The organism is Romboutsia ilealis, from assembly GCF_900015215.1.
Lineage (GTDB): Bacteria > Bacillota > Clostridia > Peptostreptococcales > Peptostreptococcaceae > Romboutsia > Romboutsia ilealis.
Map to the genome: position 1 here is coordinate 849,210 of NZ_LN555523.1, position 19,617 is coordinate 868,826.

At 26.7% G+C, this 19,617-nt stretch carries 20 protein-coding genes; 18 read left to right on the plus strand and 2 right to left on the minus strand.

Going from position 1 to position 19,617, the window contains the following annotated elements:
- The gene (locus tag CRIB_RS04060) at positions 1–369 is read right to left on the minus strand and encodes a BlaI/MecI/CopY family transcriptional regulator (protein WP_180703258.1); all 369 of its coding nucleotides are present in this window, start codon (positions 367–369) and stop codon (positions 1–3) included.
- 642 nt (positions 370–1,011) lie between these two features.
- Between CRIB_RS04060 and CRIB_RS04065 the strand changes: the two genes are divergently transcribed.
- The 14 genes from CRIB_RS04065 to CRIB_RS04130 all read left to right on the plus strand — a co-directional run bounded on the left by CRIB_RS04065 (position 1,012) and on the right by CRIB_RS04130 (position 13,538).
- Complete coding sequence (locus CRIB_RS04065; RefSeq protein ID WP_180703259.1) at positions 1,012–1,944, plus strand: LCP family protein; 933 nt, start codon at positions 1,012–1,014, stop codon at positions 1,942–1,944.
- Positions 1,945–2,150: 206 nt separating this feature from the next.
- Complete coding sequence (locus CRIB_RS04070; protein WP_180703260.1) at positions 2,151–2,702, plus strand: chromate transporter; 552 nt, start codon at positions 2,151–2,153, stop codon at positions 2,700–2,702.
- Complete coding sequence (locus CRIB_RS04075; protein WP_180703261.1) at positions 2,699–3,265, plus strand: chromate transporter; 567 nt, start codon at positions 2,699–2,701, stop codon at positions 3,263–3,265. The genes CRIB_RS04070 and CRIB_RS04075 overlap by 4 nt, the downstream gene beginning before the upstream one ends.
- Positions 3,266–3,498: 233 nt before the next feature.
- Complete coding sequence (locus CRIB_RS04080; protein ID WP_180703262.1) at positions 3,499–5,400, plus strand: BglG family transcription antiterminator; 1,902 nt, start codon at positions 3,499–3,501, stop codon at positions 5,398–5,400.
- A 110-nt stretch (positions 5,401–5,510) separates the two neighbouring features.
- Positions 5,511–6,815 carry a 6-phospho-beta-glucosidase gene (locus tag CRIB_RS04085; RefSeq protein WP_180703263.1) on the plus strand — a complete coding sequence of 435 codons (1,305 nt, stop codon included), beginning with the start codon at positions 5,511–5,513 and terminating at the stop codon, positions 6,813–6,815.
- A gap of 11 nt (positions 6,816–6,826) precedes the next feature.
- Positions 6,827–7,570 (plus strand): chitin disaccharide deacetylase, encoded by a 744-nt coding sequence (gene chbG / locus CRIB_RS04090; protein WP_243633572.1) that lies wholly within the window; start codon positions 6,827–6,829, stop codon positions 7,568–7,570.
- A gap of 20 nt (positions 7,571–7,590) precedes the next feature.
- The gene (locus CRIB_RS04095) at positions 7,591–7,899 is read left to right on the plus strand and encodes a PTS lactose/cellobiose transporter subunit IIA (protein ID WP_180703265.1); all 309 of its coding nucleotides are present in this window, start codon (positions 7,591–7,593) and stop codon (positions 7,897–7,899) included.
- Positions 7,900–7,932: 33 nt separating this feature from the next.
- On the plus strand, positions 7,933–8,268 hold the full coding sequence (locus CRIB_RS04100; RefSeq protein ID WP_180703266.1) for a PTS sugar transporter subunit IIB: 336 nt from the start codon (positions 7,933–7,935) through the stop codon (positions 8,266–8,268).
- A 35-nt stretch (positions 8,269–8,303) separates the two neighbouring features.
- On the plus strand, positions 8,304–9,653 hold the full coding sequence (gene celB / locus CRIB_RS04105) for a PTS cellobiose transporter subunit IIC (RefSeq protein ID WP_180703267.1): 1,350 nt from the start codon (positions 8,304–8,306) through the stop codon (positions 9,651–9,653).
- Between the two features lie 10 nt (positions 9,654–9,663).
- Positions 9,664–10,182 carry a GrdB-related putative oxidoreductase gene (locus tag CRIB_RS04110; RefSeq protein ID WP_180703268.1) on the plus strand — a complete coding sequence of 173 codons (519 nt, stop codon included), beginning with the start codon at positions 9,664–9,666 and terminating at the stop codon, positions 10,180–10,182.
- A gap of 59 nt (positions 10,183–10,241) precedes the next feature.
- Positions 10,242–11,198 carry a N(4)-(beta-N-acetylglucosaminyl)-L-asparaginase gene (locus tag CRIB_RS04115; RefSeq protein ID WP_180703269.1) on the plus strand — a complete coding sequence of 319 codons (957 nt, stop codon included), beginning with the start codon at positions 10,242–10,244 and terminating at the stop codon, positions 11,196–11,198.
- Positions 11,199–11,215: 17 nt separating this feature from the next.
- Positions 11,216–12,271: a Sapep family Mn(2+)-dependent dipeptidase gene (locus CRIB_RS04120; RefSeq protein ID WP_180703270.1), complete on the plus strand. Its 1,056-nt coding sequence runs from the start codon at positions 11,216–11,218 to the stop codon at positions 12,269–12,271.
- The gene (locus CRIB_RS04125; RefSeq protein ID WP_180703271.1) at positions 12,272–12,943 is read left to right on the plus strand and encodes a copper homeostasis protein CutC; all 672 of its coding nucleotides are present in this window, start codon (positions 12,272–12,274) and stop codon (positions 12,941–12,943) included.
- Between the two features lie 295 nt (positions 12,944–13,238).
- Positions 13,239–13,538: a DUF3892 domain-containing protein gene (locus CRIB_RS04130; protein WP_180703272.1), complete on the plus strand. Its 300-nt coding sequence runs from the start codon at positions 13,239–13,241 to the stop codon at positions 13,536–13,538.
- Between the two features lie 235 nt (positions 13,539–13,773).
- On the opposite strand, the gene CRIB_RS04135 is transcribed toward CRIB_RS04130, so the two are convergent.
- Entirely contained in the window at positions 13,774–14,376 is a 603-nt protein-coding gene (locus tag CRIB_RS04135) for a hypothetical protein (RefSeq protein ID WP_180703273.1), read from the minus strand.
- Positions 14,377–14,540: 164 nt separating this feature from the next.
- Between CRIB_RS04135 and CRIB_RS04140 the strand changes: the two genes are divergently transcribed.
- The 4 genes from CRIB_RS04140 (at position 14,541) to CRIB_RS04155 (ending at position 19,614) form a co-directional block, all read left to right on the plus strand.
- Positions 14,541–15,122 carry a hypothetical protein gene (locus CRIB_RS04140; RefSeq protein ID WP_207204150.1) on the plus strand — a complete coding sequence of 194 codons (582 nt, stop codon included), beginning with the start codon at positions 14,541–14,543 and terminating at the stop codon, positions 15,120–15,122.
- 519 nt (positions 15,123–15,641) lie between these two features.
- Positions 15,642–16,319, plus strand: coding sequence for an ABC transporter ATP-binding protein (locus CRIB_RS04145; RefSeq protein WP_180703274.1), 678 nt, complete (start codon positions 15,642–15,644; stop codon positions 16,317–16,319).
- Positions 16,319–18,838, plus strand: a complete 2,520-nt coding sequence (locus CRIB_RS04150; protein ID WP_180703275.1) for an ABC transporter permease — start codon at positions 16,319–16,321, stop codon at positions 18,836–18,838. Before CRIB_RS04145 ends, CRIB_RS04150 begins: the two co-directional genes overlap by 1 nt.
- A 104-nt stretch (positions 18,839–18,942) precedes the next feature.
- Entirely contained in the window at positions 18,943–19,614 is a 672-nt protein-coding gene (locus CRIB_RS04155; RefSeq protein WP_180703276.1) for a response regulator transcription factor, read from the plus strand.
- The last annotated feature ends 3 nt before the right edge of the window (positions 19,615–19,617 follow it).

Consider the following 19,617-nt stretch of genomic DNA (forward strand, 5'->3'; position numbering starts at 1 on the left):
TTATTTCCTATCTTTTATCCAGGCTTCTAAATCTTTCAATTCTTTTTCCGAGATGTCTTCTTCTTCTCCAAGAGCAGATATAAAGCTAAATATAGATTTGTCATGAACTAATTCAAGAAATTCTTTAGTTTCAAATTTAATATATTCATTATTAGATATTAAAACTTCATAAATTGTGTTTCTACCTTGTTTTTTTGCCTTCAAAAATCCTTTGTCTACTAACCTTGATAATACCTTACCTGTTGTACCTTTTAACCAAAGAAATTCTTTTAACATATAGTCTGCAATATCCTTTGATGCTATATGGTCCATATTTTGGCTCCATATAAATTTCATAATTCTTAATTCTGTAACTGGAAGTTTTTTCATTAATTATACCTCTACTTTCTTAAGACAAATGTCTAATAAGATTATATTAGACATTTGTCTTATAGTCAATTGATTTATATTTGCCTAAATACACTTTTTTTATTTGATGAATTATTATATTAAATGCAACACTTAAAAATAGTTTAAGAGTTTATACTCATGTTACAGTAAGGTATAAAAAATACACCTACTTTAAAATTAATGATAGTAATAATGCTGATATAATTTTAATATAATAAGTTAAACAAATCTGTAATAAAGTATATTAAACAATTAGTTAAGTCGGCTAAACAACTTGATATTTTATGGGGGGATAAATGTGTAAATTATTGTAAATTCAAAATCATTAATTGAGAAAAAGTAGAATTGAAATTTTATCTAAAGAAAATTGTATAGACAATGTTAAACAAAGTCATAGATACACTTATATATAGGAAGATGAATATGATTTATTAGTAATTGGCTTAAACAAAAATAACAAGCAGTATTTATATAATATATAAATACTAAAAAGAGAAAAAATGTAAAGGTTATGGTTTTAGACTTTTATGAAAATAGCGTTTTATTTTAAAAGTTCTACACAATTATGTGGAGCTTAATTTTGCAATGAAAAATATAAAAATATAATGGATAAGTGATAATATGAAAAATATAAAAAATATAAAAGAGTTTAATGCAATATTGATTTCAATTGCAATAATAATACCACTATTAGGAATTGGGTATTTATATTTTCAATTAAATTCCATGTACGACAAAGAAGAAGCGAAGGAAATAAGTACAACGCAAGAATCAGAAAAAAATAAAAAAAATGGTATAACTAATATACTTTTAGTTGGGGTAGATGGTAACAATATAGAAAAAGGTAACAGATCAGATTCCATGATGATTCTTACTATAGATGAAAAAAATCAAGATATAAGACTTACATCATTAGCAAGAGATACTTATGTTGATATAGAAGGATATGGTAGTGAAAAATTAACACATGCATATGCTTATGAAGGAGCAAGTTTATTAATTCAAACAATAAAGAACAACTTTGGAATAGATGTAGACAAATATGTAGCAGTTAGTTTTGAATCCTTTGAAAAAATAATAGATATATTAGATGGAATTGAAATTAATGTATCTAAAAAAGAAGTTAGCCAAATAAATGGGATAAAAAAATCAGGAACTCAAACTTTAAATGGTTCACAAGCGCTAGAATATAGTAGAATAAGATATATAGATAGCGCCTATGAAAGAGATAACAGACAAAGAAAGGTTATAGAAGCCCTATACAATAAGCTTGTAAATGACTCTAATGGTAATCTTATGAGTGTATTAAACGAAGTACTTAGATATACTAAAACTAATATGTTACCACTTGAAATAGTATCTATTGCAAATAAAGCTATAAAGATAAATGATACTGAATTTGATCAAGTTGAATTTCCTTTTAAAGAAGCAAGAAAAGACAATAATATAAAGGAAAAAGGTTGGATAATAGAGTGGGATAAAGATTATAACAAAAATAAACTTGATAAATTTATATATGATTATGCTAATTATGACAAATCAGATAGTAATTGATGATAAAATATTAAGTTAAAAATATAAGGCTAAGAATGTAAATTATATTATTTATATTCTTAGCCTTTTTATATTTTAAGCGATAGTAAATTGCTGAAGCTGTAAACAAAGTAAATTTTATGTATAAAAATACCTTAAAATCATAGACTAATAGCTAGGTAAGTAGTAAAATTTAACAGTAGAATAAAATTTTGGGAGAGTTAAAATTGAAAGAATTAATGGATTTATTTTGGACATTTTGTAGAATAGGTGGCCTTACATTTGGTGGAGGTTATGCAATGTTACCTATGCTGCAAAAAGAAGTTGTAGAAAATCATAAATGGGCAACTGAAGAAGAGTTATTAGACTATTATGCAGTAGGTCAGGCAACGCCTGGAATAATAGCAGTAAATACTGCAACTTTTGTAGGATATAAAGAAAAGGGAGTAATAGGGTCAATATTTGCAACTTCTGGGGTTGTATTTCCTTCATTAGTTATAATAATGTCTATAGCAGGATTTATAGACAATTTTTCAGACTTAAATATAGTACAACATGCATTTTCTGGAATAAGAATAGCAGTTGGTGTACTTATACTTAATGCACTTATAAAACTTGTAAAAGGATCGGTTAAGGATATACTTGGAATAATATTATTTGTAGCTACATTTATAACATCATCATTTTTAAATATATCTGTAGTTTATATTGTTATATCTGCAGCATTAATTGGAATTATAAGTGATTTTGTTAATAGAAAAAGAGGTAGTGAAAAATGATTTATATAACGTTATTTTTAGAGTTTTTTAAAGTTGGGTTATTTACTATAGGGGGAGGTTTGGCTTCTCTTCCATTTTTATATGAGTTAGCAGAAAAATATACTTGGATTACCAATTCTATGATTGCTGATATGATTGCAATATCTCAATCAACACCAGGACCGATAGGTATAAATATGGCTACATATTCAGGGTTTAAGGCAGGAGGAATACTTGGAGGAATTGTTGCTACATTTGGTACAGTGCTTCCTTCATTTATTATAATAATTATTATTGCAAACTTTTTAAATAAATTTAAAAGTAGTAAATTAGTTGATAGTGCATTTAAAGGTTTAAGACCTGCTGTTACTGGGCTTATTGCTGTTGCTTGGTTTGAAATTATAAAAATATCTATAATAAATGTAAGTAAGTTTTTACAAACTAATAATTTATTTGATATAGTTATAAACGTTAAGGCCTTAATAATATTTTTAGTTATATTTTTCTTAACTAAAAAGTTTGATAAACATCCTATAGTTTTTATAGGGATAGGCGCTTTAGTAGGTATAGTATTAAAATTATAACTTTAAAAACAAATACTTATTATCAAGTAAAGAGGATCCTGTATAGTGATACGAGAAAATATGTATCTATGCATAAGGGATCTTTTTTACGTACAAGGAAATTATTATATGAAATTTTTGATTGATAACTTATAAATATAAATAATATAATAACTTCAGAAACGTAAAAAATGACATTTTGAAATGCTTCGCCCATGCAGTGGATCAAATGTTCAAATAATTGGAGGGGTAAAATGAACAAAAAACAAGAGGAATTATTAACAATACTAATAGCTGAGGATGATTATATTAATGTTGAAGACATAACAAATAGATTAAAATGCTCAGAAAGAACTATAAGAAATTACACCAAATATATAAATAATTGGCTTAACACATTTTCTAATATATATATAACGAGAAAATCAAACCTAGGAATAAAACTAATTGATGAGAAAAAAGAAAAAAATATATTAAATCAAAAGTTAAGAATGGAAATAAAAAGAGTAAACAGTAATATACACACTCAAATAGAAATTTTAAATTTATTATTAATATCTAATAAGACTAAAGTAACTATATCAGATATTTGTAATGTTTTATATATAAATAAGAATATAGCGAGAGAAGAAATAAATAAATTAGCTAATAATCTTAAAGAATATAATTTAGATTTAACTATAAAGAAAAACTCTGGGATAGTAATTAGTGGGGATGAAAAAAATATAAGAATAATGTTAGTAGATCATATTTGTAAATATATAGAAAAATTTAGATTGAATATGGAAGATTTAGATATTTTTCATATAGTAGATATAGTAGTAAGCAAAAATATAATGAATATGATAGAAGAAAAATTAAACTTTAGATTTACAGACACATCATTTAGACAACTTATGGTATTTTTTATAATTAATATTATAAGAATAAGACAAGGTAATTTACTACCTTTATCCGAAGAATATAATTATGATAAAGATAATAACATCATTGAAATAATAGAAGAAATTGATTGCAAGTTGAATACAAATTTAGCAATAAGTTTAAATAAAAGTGAAAAAATATTTTTAGTCTCTTTAATATACAGTATGAATAAAGAAGGGATTGATAAAGACAGATTGTATATAGATAAAGAAACAGAGTATTATACTAAAAATATTATATATTTAGTATCTAAAGAATCTGGAATAAACTTTTATGAAGATGTATTACTTTATGACCAATTAGCATTTCATATAAATACGACCTTAAACCAGTTAAAAAATAATGTTAATATAAAAAACCCTATACTTGAAGAGATAAAAGGAAAATATTATTTCTTATTTAATATAGTATTAGATGTAATTAAAAATAATAAATATAAAAATATTACAGAAGATGAAGTGGGATATATTACCTTATATTTTCAAGTTTCCCTTGAAAGAAGGAGTAGAAAAAGAGAAGATATAAAAAGAATATCTATAGTATGTCCTCATAGTTTTGGAGTAAGTACATTATTAAAAGTTAAAATAGAAAAAAGATTTCCAAATTTAACTATTGTAGAAACTATACGAGAAGAAGATTTAAATAATAATAAATTTAATGAAAATATAGATTTTTTAGTAGCATTAAGAGATTATATAAATATTGATATACCTACATTTATAACAACACCGTTATTTACTAAAGAAGATGAAAATAAATTAACAGATTTTATATCTAATATAAAAGTTAAAGAAACTTCTTATAATGTCTTAAATAAACTTATGATTTCAGATTATTTTATACAAGAGATTGATTTTGATGATATTTTTGAAGCTATAAAATACTTGGCAACATCTTTACATAAAAAGCATTATGTTAAACAAGAGTATATACAATCTATAATTGATAGGGAAAAAATATGTCCAACCTGTATAGGAAATGGTATATTATTACCTCACGGAGATATAAAATTTGTTAAGCAATCAATATTTTGTTTCGCAAGACTAAAAAAACCTATACAATTAGAAAATGGTCAAGTGATAAGTATAATAATTATGCTGCCTTATAAAAATGATGATAGAGAAGAGTTTAGGGAGTTATTTAAAGAAATTGATTTGCTAATAGATGATAATGAAATGATAAAACAATTAAATGGATGTAATATAAAAGATATAAAGCACATATTGATTTAAATTTTAAGAAAAATAAATTTTTTCCGAATAAGCGGAAAAAATTGTGCTTTTTTATATTTATATTATAAATATAATTAAATTAACACAGTAAATCTATGAGGGGGAAGTATATGAAAGAGGGAATTAAGATAGTAACTATAGGTGGGGGGTCTAGCTATACACCAGAGCTTATAGAAGGATTTATAAAAAGATATGATGAACTTCCAGTTAAAGAATTATGGTTAGTTGATATTGAAAAAGGAAGAGAAAAATTAGAAATAGTATCAAATTTAGCTAGAAGAATGGTAAAAAAAGCTAATATAGATATGAAAATATATTCAACATTAGATAGAAGAGAAGCCTTAAAAGATGCTGATTTTGTAACTACACAATTTAGAGTAGGTCAATTAGATGCTAGAATAAAAGATGAAAAAATACCTCTATCTCATGGATTAATTGGTCAAGAAACCAATGGTGCTGGGGGATTGTTTAAAGCATTAAGAACAATTCCAGTAATACTAGACATAATAAAAGATATTCAAGAATTATGTAGTGATGCATGGCTTATAAACTTTACAAATCCAGCAGGTATTGTTAGTGAAGCTGTTTTTAGATATACGAATTTTAAAAGATACATAGGTTTATGTAATGTACCAATAGGCATGAAAAATAATTTAGCTAAGTTATTAGAAGTTGATCCTAGTAGAATAGATATGGATTTTGCGGGATTAAATCATATGGTTTATGGACTTAATGTAAAACTTGATGGTGAAGATATAACTGGTGAATCTATAGTTAAGTATATAGAAGGCAATATTACAATGAAAAATATAAAAGATATAGAATTTAACAAGGAATTTATAAAAGCTTTAGGTGTTATACCTTGTCCATATCACAGATATTATTATAAGTCAGCTGATATGCTTAAAAGTGAATTAGAAGAATTTAAGGAAGGAACGATTAGAGGTCAAGTAGTTAAAAAGTTAGAGGAAGAACTATTTGAACTTTATAAAGATGAAACTCTTGATATAAAACCACCTCAATTAGAAAAAAGAGGAGGAGCTTATTATAGTGATGCAGCATGTAATTTAATAAACTCTATTTATAATAATAAAAAAGATATACAAGTAGTTAATACATTAAATAATGGAGCTATAAGTGATTTTAAAGATGATGAAGTTGTTGAAGTAAGCTGTGTTATAACTAAGGAAGGTCCAAGACCAATTTCTATGGGATATTTACCAACAGCTATAAGTGGTTTAGTAAGGCAAATAAAATCATTTGAACTTTTAGCAGCAAAAGCGGCTGTTACAGGCGATTATGATACTGCATACTTAGCACTTTGTATAAATCCATTAACATCATCTGATGATGTTGCGAAGATAGTGTTTGATGAATTAATAGATGCTCATAGTGAATATCTTATAAAAAAATAAGAATAGAAAAGGTGAAAATATTGAGTAAATTAATAGTTAATGCAGATGATTTTGGATACAGCGAGGCTGTAAATTATGGGATTATATCTGCACATAGAAATGGAATAGTAACTTCGACAACAATGATGGCTAATATGCCTGGGTTTGATCATGCTGTAAACTTATTAAAAGAAAACAAAGACCTTGGATGTGGAGTTCATATGACATTAAGTTGTAATAAACCACTAAATGATAATTTAAAAAGTTTAGTTGATGAAAATGGGATGTTTTATAGAAGAATAAATGAAGAAGTTTTAAATAAAATTGATTTAGATGAACTATATTATGAATTTTGTTCTCAGATAGATAAAGTAAAAAATGCAGGTATTGAAATAACGCACTTAGATAGTCATCATCATGTTCATACAATTTTATATTTTAAAGAAGTTATAAAAGCTATAATGGATAAATATAATTTAAAAATAAGAGGTGGATTTGAGTATGAATCTGACTATAAGGAAAACGTTATTCCTTGTGTAGATTTATTTTATGATAAAAATGTTGATATAGAGTTTTTTAATAATAATATGGCAAAAATAAAGTCTTATGATATATGTGATTTAATGACTCATCCAGCATTTATAGATAATTACTTATTAAATTCAACTTCATACGCTATAAATAGAGCAAAAGAGTATGAAATATTGACTAGTAAAAAAGTAAAAACAATATTAAATGAAAATGAAATAATTTTAACTAATTATAAAAATCTATAACAGATAATTTGGAGGGGAAAATGGAAGAGATAGTTTTAAATATTATAATACATTCAGGAAATGCAAAAGCAAAACTTTATGAAGCGCTTCACGCTTCAAAAGAAAATGATTTTGATAAAGCAGATAAGTTTTTAAAAGAAGCGGATGAAGAAGTATTAAACGCTCATAAAATACAAACTAAATTAATCCAAGATGAAGCATCAGGAAATAAAAGTGAGATATCAATGTTATTAATACATTCTCAAGATCACTTAATGACTTGTATGAGTGAAAAAAATCTTATAAGAGAAATTATTGAACTAAGAAAAGAGCTAAAAAATAAAAATTAAATTATAAAAAAAATATATAAGGGGGAATAAAAAATGAAAAAGAAAATTTATTTATTTTGTAGCGCAGGTATGTCAACAAGCTTATTAGCAAGTAAAATGCAAAAGGTAGCAGATGAACATAATTTACCAATAGAGGTAGAAGCTTTTCCATATTTAGAAATAGATAAAATCGTGGAAGAAAAAAATCCAGATTGTATATTATTAGGACCTCAAGTTAAGTACATGTACAATGAAATAAAAGCAAAATTTGAAACAGAATCGTTACCAGTAGCAGTAATAGACATGACTGATTATGGAACTATGAATGGAGAAAAAGTTTTAAAGACAGCAATAAAGTTAATAAAGGCTAGCAAAAAATCAAATGCATAAAATAGATTAAAAATTATGTGGGAGGGGGATAAAAAATGAATAGATTTATGTCAGGTCTTGAAAAAGTACTTATGCCTTTGGCTGAAAAGATAGGGCAAAACAAATTGCTTATAGCAATAAGAGATGGTTTCTTAGTATCATCTCCACTATTAATAATAGGTTCAATATTTTTATTAATAGCTAACTTCCCAATTCCAGGATGGGAAGAATTCTGGGCACAATTCTTTGGTGCAGATTGGACAGCAAAATTATCACATCCAGTTGCTGCAACATTTGATGTAATGACATTACTTGCAGTATTTGGAATAGGTTATTCATATGCAAAGCAAACCGATGTTGATCCAATAGCATCAGCTGCAGTAGCAATGGTTGCATTTTTCATATTAACTCCATTTAGTATAGGATATACTCCAGAAGGTGCAACTGAAGCAGTATCAATTACTGGTATACCTTTAGGATGGATGGGATCTAAAGGTATGTTTGTTGGTATGATAACAGCAATAACTTCTGTTAAATTATTTGGTGCAGTTACTAAAAAAGGTTGGGTAATAAAGATGCCAGAAGGCGTTCCTCCAACTGTTGCAAAATCATTTGCAGCACTTATACCAAGTGCAGTTGTAATGGTAGTATATTTTATAATTAATACATTATTTGGATTAACTCCTTATGGGAATGTACACGAATTCATATATAAATTTTTACAAATGCCATTATTACATTTAGGAAATAGTTTAGGAGCTATGGTAGTAGCTTACATATTCTTACATTTCTTCTGGTTCTTTGGAATAAATGGAGGAAGTGTTGTAGGAGCAGTATATAATCCAATATTAAAAATATTATCAGCTGAAAACTTAGAAGCATTTAAAGCTGGAATTGAAATACCAAACATAATAACTGGTCAATTTCAAGATATGTTTGCTACTTTCGGAGGAGCAGGAAGTACATTATCTCTTTTAATAGCTATGATATTAATATGTAAGAGTAAACGTATTAAATCATTAGGTAAATTATCAGTATTACCAGGTATATTTGGTATAAATGAACCAATAATATTTGGTTTACCAATAATGTTAAATCCAATATTATTAGTACCATTTGTATTAGTTCCTACTGTAAATATAATAATAACTTACTTCTGTATGTCAGCAGGATTAGTTCCTTTAACTAATGGTGTACAATTACCATGGACGACACCAATAATTTTCTCAGGATTTTTAACAACAGGATGGCAAGGAGCGGTATTACAAGTAATATTATTAATATTAGGTGTATTTATGTATATGCCATTTATAAAAATGCTTGACAATCAATACTTAAAAGAAGAAAAAGAACATGAAGAAGATGATTTAGATGAAGATTTATCATTTGATGACTTAACATTCTAGGAGGTAGAAAATGAGTAAGGTTTTAATGATACTTGATCAAATTCAAGCAGGGGCTGGAGGAAAGGAAAAGGCAGATTTACCACCAGCAGGAAAATCACTTCCATTAGGTCCAGGTGTTATGATGGAGCCATTTTTAAATGATTTAAAAATAGTAGCAACACTTTATTGTGGAGATGAATATTTTATAAATAATTCTGAAGAAGTAAGTAATAAAATGTGTGCTATGGTTAAAAAGTTAAATCCAGATGTAGTAATATGTGGACCAAGTTTTAATTTTGAAAACTTTTCTAAAATGAGTTGTATTTTAGCTCAGAAAATAAAAGAAGAAACTAATATAGAAGCATTTGTTGCAATGTCTGAGGAAAATAGTGAATTGATTAATGAATATAAAAATAATTTATATATAGTAAAAACACCAAAAAAGGGTGGAATAGGTCTTAATGATAGTTTAAAAAATATATGTAAACTAGCTAAATCATTATCAAATAAAGAAGATGTGAGTGCTTTAACTAAAGAAATCTGTTATTAAAATCATAAAGCCCTGAATAATTCAGGGCTTTAAAGTTAAGTTAAATGGAGGAAAAGATTATGTGGGCAATGATAGCTACATGGAGAATGGCGATAGAAGGAGTAACAAAAGCATGTAATGAACTTGAAAAAGGTATGGATGCAGGAGATGCAGTAGAGTTAGCAGTAAGAGAAGTAGAAGATTATCCATTTTATAAATCAGTTGGATATGGAGGACTTCCAAATGAAAACTGTGAAGTTGAATTAGATGCAGCATATATGGATGGAGATACTCTTAGTATAGGTGCAGTAGCAGGAATAAAGGATTTTGCAAATCCAGTAAGTATAGCTAGAAAATTAAGTGATGATAAAGTGAATAATTTCCTAGTTGGATTAGGAGCTGAAGAATATGCTCATAAAAATGGATTTGAAAGAAAAAATATGTTAACAGATAGAGCAAAATTACACTATGCAAAAAGAAAAAAAGAGACATTAGATAAAGGTCTTAGTCCTTATGCAGGACATGACACGGTTGGTATGATATCTTTAGATGAAAAAGGAAAAATGTGCGCTGCAACATCAACAAGTGGATTATTTATGAAAAAAAGAGGAAGAATAGGAGATTCTGCTCTTTCAGGGTCAGGTTTTTATGTAGATAGTGAAGTAGGAGGAGCAACTGCAACAGGACTTGGCGAGGACTTAATGAAAGGATGTATATCTTATGAGATTGTAAGGCTTATGAAGGAAGGTAAGCATCCACAAGAAGCTTGCGATATAGCGGTTAGTCAACTTGATGCAGAACTTAAAAGAAGAAGAGGAAAAGCTGGAGATTTATCTTTAGTAGCATTAAATAATAAAGGAGAATGGGGAGTAGCAACTAATATTGAAGGTTTTTCATTCTCAGTAGCAACAAAAGATGAAGCTCCAACTGTTTACGTATCAAAAGTTGTTAATGGAAAAACTATACATGAAGTTGCATCACAAGAATGGCTAGATGCATATGCAAAAAGAATAAAAGCACCAATTGATATAGATTAATAAAGGGGTGTATTTTTATGGATATCTTAAATAATAAGGTTGATAATCTTAAAGATTTATTAATAGATGATATTTTAGATATAGTAAAAATACCTAGCGTTAAAGGGAAAGCTACAAATAGCTTTCCCTTTGGTGAAAATGTAGCTAAAGCTTTAAATAAGGCATTAGAAATATCTGAAAAGCTAGGATTTAAAACTAAAAATTTAGATAATTACATAGGATATGCTGACTATGGAGAAGGTGAAGATTATATATGCATAATTGGACATATAGATGTAGTTAAAGAAGGAAGTGGATGGACATATCCACCATATAGTGGTCATATAGAAAATGGAAATATATATGCAAGAGGAGTATTAGATAATAAAGGACCAATAATAAGTGCATTATATGGACTTTATGCAATAAAAGAGTTAGGTATTAAATTAGATAAAAAAGTTAGAGTAATATTTGGAACTGATGAAGAAAGTGGATTTGGTGATATACCATATTATTTAGAAAATGAAAAAGAACCTATAATGGGATTTACTCCTGACTGTAAGTATCCAGTTGTTTATGGTGAAAAAGGTATGGCAAGGTTTAAAGTTACAACTACTAATAATATAGATGAAGATACTTTTGTTAGTTTATTAGATAATTTATCTAGCAATATAATGATCACCTATAAAGAACTATCTAGATTTGGTGATGATCTGGTATTAGACTTTAAAGTAAAATATGACTTTAGTTATACTTTAGAAGATGTAATAGATGAAATTAAAAAAAGTATATCAAATGATCTTAATATAGAAATTGTATTAAACTTTAACCCTGTTTATTTTGATAAAGAAAGTAAGTTAGTAAAATCTTTACAAGTTGCATATGAAAGGGTTACTAATTTAGATGGTACACCAGTAACAACAAATGGTGGAACTTATGCTAAAGTTATGCCTAATATAGTTCCTTTTGGACCATCATTTCCAGGGCAAAAAGGAATTGCACATAATGAAAATGAATATATGAGTATAGACGATATTATATTAAATACAAAAATATTTGCAAATGCTATATATGAACTAGCTAAGGAGGATTAAGTGTTAGAGATTATAGGAATGAGTGTTGAAGATGCCAAGGCAATTGAATATTGTGGGGCTAATAGGATAGAACTTGTAAGTGCACTTACAGAAGGTGGACTTACACCGAGTTTTTCAATGATAGAAAAAGTTATAAATAGTGTGAATATACCTGTTAATGTAATGATTAGAAATCATGCAAAAAGCTTTAGATATAGTGAGTATGATTTAGAAGTAATGCAAAAAGATATAGAAATAGTAAAGTCTTTAGGAGCCAATGGAGTTGTACTTGGTTTATTAGATGATAATAAGAAAATAGATACGGATGGATTAGAGAAACTTTTAGAAGCTGTATCTGATATAGATGTAACTTTTCATAAAGCAATAGATGAGACTAATGTATTAGAAAGTGTTAATGTACTTAATAAATATGATAAGATAACAAATATATTAACAGCAGGGGGAGTTAAGAATATTTTAGAGAATACTAATGATATTAAATCTATGATAAAAAACTCAAAAGCTAATATATTATTAGGCGGCGGATTAAATTTTGACAATATAGAAAATATTAAAAAATTAACACATGCAACAGATTTTCATTTTGGAACAGCTGTTAGAATTAATAAAAGTCCATTTGGAGAAATTGATACAAATAAATTAAGTCAATTAGTAAAGCTTTTAGAAGTATAATTTTATACTTCTAAAAGCTTTATTGATAAAGATATAAGGACAGATTTATAAAGGATAATATTTACATTGGAATATAAAAAAAGTAAAATGTGATTATAGATATATAATTATAAAAAGGTGGATTTTATAAATAGTAAGTTTTAAATTCCAAAGAAATTATAAAATTATGTAATTTGTATTTTCTATACAAGCTCTTAATAAAGTTAAAAAAGAATCTAATGAGTTTGCATAATTTTTTATTATCTCCTAAAAATAATTGTAGGCTAAACGATAGATTATTTATAGGAGGCATAAAATGGATTTTAGAAATGATGGAGTAATAGGAAATTTACCTAAAAATATAAACAAAGAAGTTCCAACTCCAAATGCTGATGCAAAAACAATAACAAAGCTTGTAAAGCATGATGGAGATGTTGTTGGATATGAATTATCAAATGGTCAAAGAATAACTAAGGATGAAGGAATACAAATGGCTAAAATGGGAGAAATAGCAGGTGTTGCTGTCGCTACTAATAAAGGCAATGAGTATTTAAGAAGTTTACCAGATGATAATGAAAATAACAATTTAGGCAATTTACCTAGTATAACTGACTAATATAAAAAGGTCTAAGATAATCATGATTATCTTAGACCTTTTTTACGCTTAAGGATATTATAATACTTAAAAAAATATGGATAAATTCTGAATGTAAGTAATATCAACAAATTGGTTTTGAGCGTAAAAAAGATTTTGAAATACTTCGCCCACGCAGTGGCTCAAGCAACGGACGAAGTCGTTGGCGACATGAAGTGTTTCGCCGACACGTCGCTCAAGCGAAGCGAATTTTTTACTAATCATTTTTAATTTGCATCAATAAAAATGGAATTAATCCCCATGGAAAATTAGGAGAATTAGCTTGAGTTAAACATTCAACATTAAGGATTAAAGATGCATCTAATACTATATATTCAGGCGTTCTACCTTCTCTTATTCTATAACCTTTAATATTATTGTTTTTTCTATCTATTTCAGTAACTAAGAAAGGAAATGAAATTCTGTTTACACATTTACCGTTTTCAAGTTTTGTACATTGAGTTATTTTAACTATTCCATTACAAGATTTTATTATATCAAATATTGTAGGATTTTCATTTGGTTTATTATCTGGATTATTTGATTTTATACATTCTACTTTTAGTATTTGCTCTGCTTTTAACACTATATCTTCATAGGGCTTATCATCTCTTAATATAGTCCCTTCTATAAAATCACAAGTTTTATATAATCTTTTTATTTGTATAACATTTGTCTTAGTATTCATACATTGTCCTTCTATTCTTAAAGAGCAGTAAGTTATTTTTAATACTTTACTGTTACATTGTTCAATTGCTTGATAAATATCATAAGGACTTAATGTTTTTAAATTAAAGTCAGGTCTTACATAATAGCTCAAAATAATACCTCCCCTTAATAAATATAAAAGTTGTCTATATTATACTATGGTAAAGACTTATAAGAGTTACTTCTATATATCAATATTTATTATATTGACATTGGAATATAAAGGAAGTAAAATGTGATTACAACTGTATATACAGCAGAAAAAAGGGGGATTTTATGAATAGTAAGCTAAATACAAAAGAAATTATTATGTCAGCACTACTTTGTGCTATAGGAATTATGATACCAATGATTTCTCCAATAAAGATAGTGCTTGAACCTGCATCATTTACATTAGCAAGTCATGTTGCAATATTTATAGCTATGTTTATATCAACAAAAGTGGCATTACTTGTTACAGTAGGAACTGCTATAGGATTTTTTATAGGAGGTTTTCCAATAGTTGTAGTGGCTAGAGCTTTAAGTCATTTAGTATTTGTAATTCTTGGAATGAGTTTAATTAAAAATAAGGCAAGTATTACTATTAAAGGATCTTTAGGAAGTTCGTTTATTATAGGGGTGATTCATGGTATTTGTGAAGTTTTAGTTGTTATACCATTTTACTTTAATTCATCATTATCACCAGCATATTATGATAAAGGATTTTTACAAGGAGTTATATTATTAGTAGGGGTTGGAACAGTTATACATAGTATGTTAGATTTTACTTTATCCGTATACATATGGAACTTACTTCCTAAAGGATTTGTAAATAAAATAGGTAAAGAAGAGAAATTAGGGAAAGTGCAAAAAGTCTAGGATATCCTAGACTTTTTTACGCTTAAGGATATTATAATACTTAAAAAAATGTGGATAAATTCTGAATGTAAGTAATATCAATAAATTGGTTTTGAGCATAAAAAAGATTTTGAAATACTTCGCCCACGTAGTGGCTCAAGCAACGGACGAAGTCGTTGGCGACATGAAGTGTTTCATCGACACGTCGCTCAAGCGAAGCGAATTTTTTATTAGCGTATTTGACAGAAGTGGCAACTAGTGTTATATCGTTGATGCTATGAAGTGATTTGCCGACACGTCGCTAAAGCGAATTAAATTTTAACTTTATTAATTAATGTCATAAGATTGTAATAAGTTTCTCCTATAATATAATCTGTTGTGCTAGTTATTTTGCCAGACGCATTGAAATTACTATATAAATTTATTTAGTTATCAAAATATATTTTTTAGAATCTAGCATTTTCAATAGTTATAATTAACTAGCACAACGAGTTAATATAATAAGTGGTATAGCAAATAAGAAATATTAGGAGGGAAAATATGAGTATATTAAAAACTAAAAAATTAGTAAAAATATATGGAGAAGAACCAAATTTAGTAAAAGCATTAGATAATATAAGTATAGAAATAAATGAAGGTGAATTTGTAGCAATAATAGGTACTTCAGGTAGTGGAAAATCAACACTACTTAATATGTTAGGAGGACTTGATAAACCAACTAGTGGAGAAATAATTATTTCTAATAAGCTACTTAGTAAATTAAGTGATGAAGAACTTACTATATTTAGAAGAAGAAATATAGGATTTATATTTCAAAATTACAACTTAGTTCCGATACTAAATGTATATGAAAATATAGTATTACCAATTGAATTAGATGGTTCAAAAATAGATACAAACTATGTAGATTCAATAATTAATACTTTAGGATTAAAAGAAAAACTAACTAATATGCCAAATAATTTATCAGGTGGTCAGCAACAAAGAGTAGCAATAGCAAGAGCATTAGCAACAAAGCCTGCAATAATTTTAGCTGATGAACCAACAGGAAATTTAGATAGTAAAACTAGTATGGATGTTATAGGATTATTAAAAATAACTAGTAAAAAGTTTAATCAAACTATTGTTATGATTACTCATAACGAAGAAATTGCCCAACTTGCAGACAAAATTATAAGAATAGAGGATGGCAAGGTAGTAGTAAGAGGTGATAAGTAATGAGGTTTGAAAATAATAATAAAGAAGTTATAAAAAAGATTACTAATCGTTCTTTAAAATCTAATAAAACTAGGAATACATTTGCTATTTTAGCTATAATTCTAACAACTTTTATGATTTCATCAGTATTTAGTATAGGAATTAGTTTTGCCAAAAATTATAGAACAATGAATTTAAGAATACAAGGAACTACTGCTACAATAGCTTTACCAAATCCAACAAATAGCCAAATTAATAATCTAAAGTCTACAGACATGTTTAATAGTATAGGAAAAGAGATAAGAGTAGGTAAGGTATCGCTAGATAGCTTAAAAAAAAATAGAACAAAAATAATTATAAAATATATTGATAAAGAAAATTATGAAAAGCAAATAATCCCTTGTATTAGTGATATAAAAGGAAGTTATCCTAAAAAAGAAAATGAAGTTATGATGTCAAAAAAGACTTTAGAGCTTCTTGGACAAAGTAGTGCTAAGATAGGAGATAAAATAAAGGTTCGCTACAAAATAAATTCAAAAGTAGTTGATAAAGAATTTACTTTAAGTGGATATTACACTGATTATGCAATAATTGAAGATACAGGATATATATTAGTTTCTGAGAAATTCGTAAAAGTAAATAACTTAAGCTTAGAAAAAAATGGGACAGTATACATGGATGTAAAATCTAAAGAAAGAAATAATGCACAAGATATATTAAGTAAAGAAATCAAGCTTAATAAAAATCAAAAAATATCCTATGCTTATGACCGAACAGATGATTTATCAGATACAGTATTATCAACTACTTTAATAGTTGTAATAATAGCCTTATTTATAATACTTAATGGCTACCTTCTTATTTACAATGTATTATATATAGCGGTTAACAAAGATATTAATTTCTATGGATTATTAAAAACTATAGGTACATCACCTAAGCAAATAAAGAAAATAGTGAAAGGTCAGGCATTAAGACTTTCATTAATAGGAATTCCTATTGGTTTAATATTAGGATTAGTTGTATCTTTTAAAATAGTACCAATTACAATGTCTACATTATTTGCAGGATATCAAGCTAGTGCTATGCCAAGTGATGTATCTTTTAATCCTATAATATTTATATTATCTGCATTATTCTCATTATTTACAGTTATGATGAGTTGTAAAAAGCCAGCAAAAATAGCAGGAAATATTTCACCTACAGAAGCTCTTAGATATAGTGGAAGTACTCCTAAAAAATCAAAGAAAAACAGAAAAACTACAAAGGGTGGAAAGCTTTATAAAATGGCTTGGTACAATATATTTAGAGAAAAGAAAAGAGCATTTGTGGTGTTTTTATCATTATTTATGGGAATTATAACTTTCCTAAGTGTTAATACTTTTTTAAGCAGTGTAAGTGTTGATAATTATATAGATAGACATGTGAAAAATGATTTTGAAATAGAAAATATGGATATGAAAGAGAATAAGATAGATGATAATCTTGTAAACAAAATAAAAAATATAAATGGAATAGAAAATATAAACATAGTAAAAGAAAGTTCTCTACAAGTAGACATGAATAATGAAGTAATACTTCCTGCATTAAAAACTATATACCAAAGATTTGGAGTTAGTGATAAAGAGTTAAATACTTATTTAGAAAATGTTAAAAAAGATCCAAGTTTACTTAGTGCATCAGTTGTTGGAATAGATGATAATCTTATAGAGAGATTTAATGATGAGTTAAAAGAAAAAATAGATGTAGAAAGCTTTAAAAAAGGAGAATTAGCATTAGTAGATTCTTGGTACTATGATACTGATATTTATAAAAATATAAGTGGAAAAGTAACTATAAGAAATATTAAAGACAATATTTCATCTACCTTTAATATAAAAATGATAAATGATAGTACTATAGGATTATTACCATCGGGTCAAGCTGCTCCTGTAGGTGTACCAACTATTTTTATAAGTAGTAATTCTTTAGAAAAAATAGATAAAAATTCAATAACAAGTTTATTGTATATAAATGTAGATAAAAAATATGAAGAAAAAATTAAATTAGAGTTAAAGAAAATGAGTAATACTCGTGGATTATGGTTTGAGTCTAAAAGTGAATCTACAGAAAGCTTTAATAAATCCCAAATGGTTATGAATATATTAGGAGGAGGTATTGCAATTATCTTAATACTAATTGGAATACTAAACTTTATAAATATTATGATAACAGGAATAAATTCAAGACTAAAAGAGCTAGCAGTGCTTGAAAGTATTGGTATGACTAAAAAACAAATTAAAAAGATGCTAACATTTGAAGGTTTATATTATGGCTTAATTACAATAGGGTTTATATTAACAATAGGTGTTGGAATTATTTATGGTGTAGTAGAACTTACGAAAAATATTGCTGATTATGCAGTATTTGTATTCCCAACAGTACCGCTAATATTTCTAATAATAGTAATACTATTAATATGTATAATTACACCTAGCTTTGTATTTAAAATTTCAACAAAACAAAGTGTAACAGAAAGAATTAGAGAAATAGACAAGTAAATTTTAAAAGGTGGTAGATATTATCAAATCTACCACTTTTGTTATAATATTTTAATGTATAATTATCGTATAAATAAAATTCCAAGAATTTGAGAGAGGGAAAAATGAAAAAAATTTTAATAGTAGAAGATGATAAAATTCTTAACCGTGGTGTAGCATTTGCCTTGAAAAAAGAAGAATATGAAGTTATATCAGCATATTCTAAGATAGAAGGATTAGAAGCTATTTTAAATAATAAAATTGATTTTTTACTTTTAGATATTAATTTACCTGATGGAGATGGATTAGATTTATGTAAGGAAGTTAGAGAAAAAGGTAATTTTAAAATAGTATTTTTTACAGCAAATGATACAGAAGAAGATATGGTAAAAGGATTTGAAAGTGGATGTGATGACTATATATCAAAGCCTTTTTCAGTAGAAGTATTAAAGCATAAAGTAAATGCTATGCTTAGATATAAAAAAAGAGATGAAAATATATTTGAATATGAAAATTTAAAAATAAATTTTGATAAAATGGCAGTATATATAAACGATGAAGAAGTGAGTTTAAGTGTAACTGAATATAGACTATTAGAACTACTTGCTAAAAATAAAGGTAAAGTAATTACAAAAGAAATAATTTTAGATAAAATATGGGATAGTAGAGGAAGCTTTGTTGATGAAAATACATTAACAGTAACCATAAGAAGGCTTAGAAAAAAGATAGAAAGTGATTTAAAAAACTGTAAATATATAATAACTGTATTTGGAATTGGTTATACCTTTGGAGAATAAATT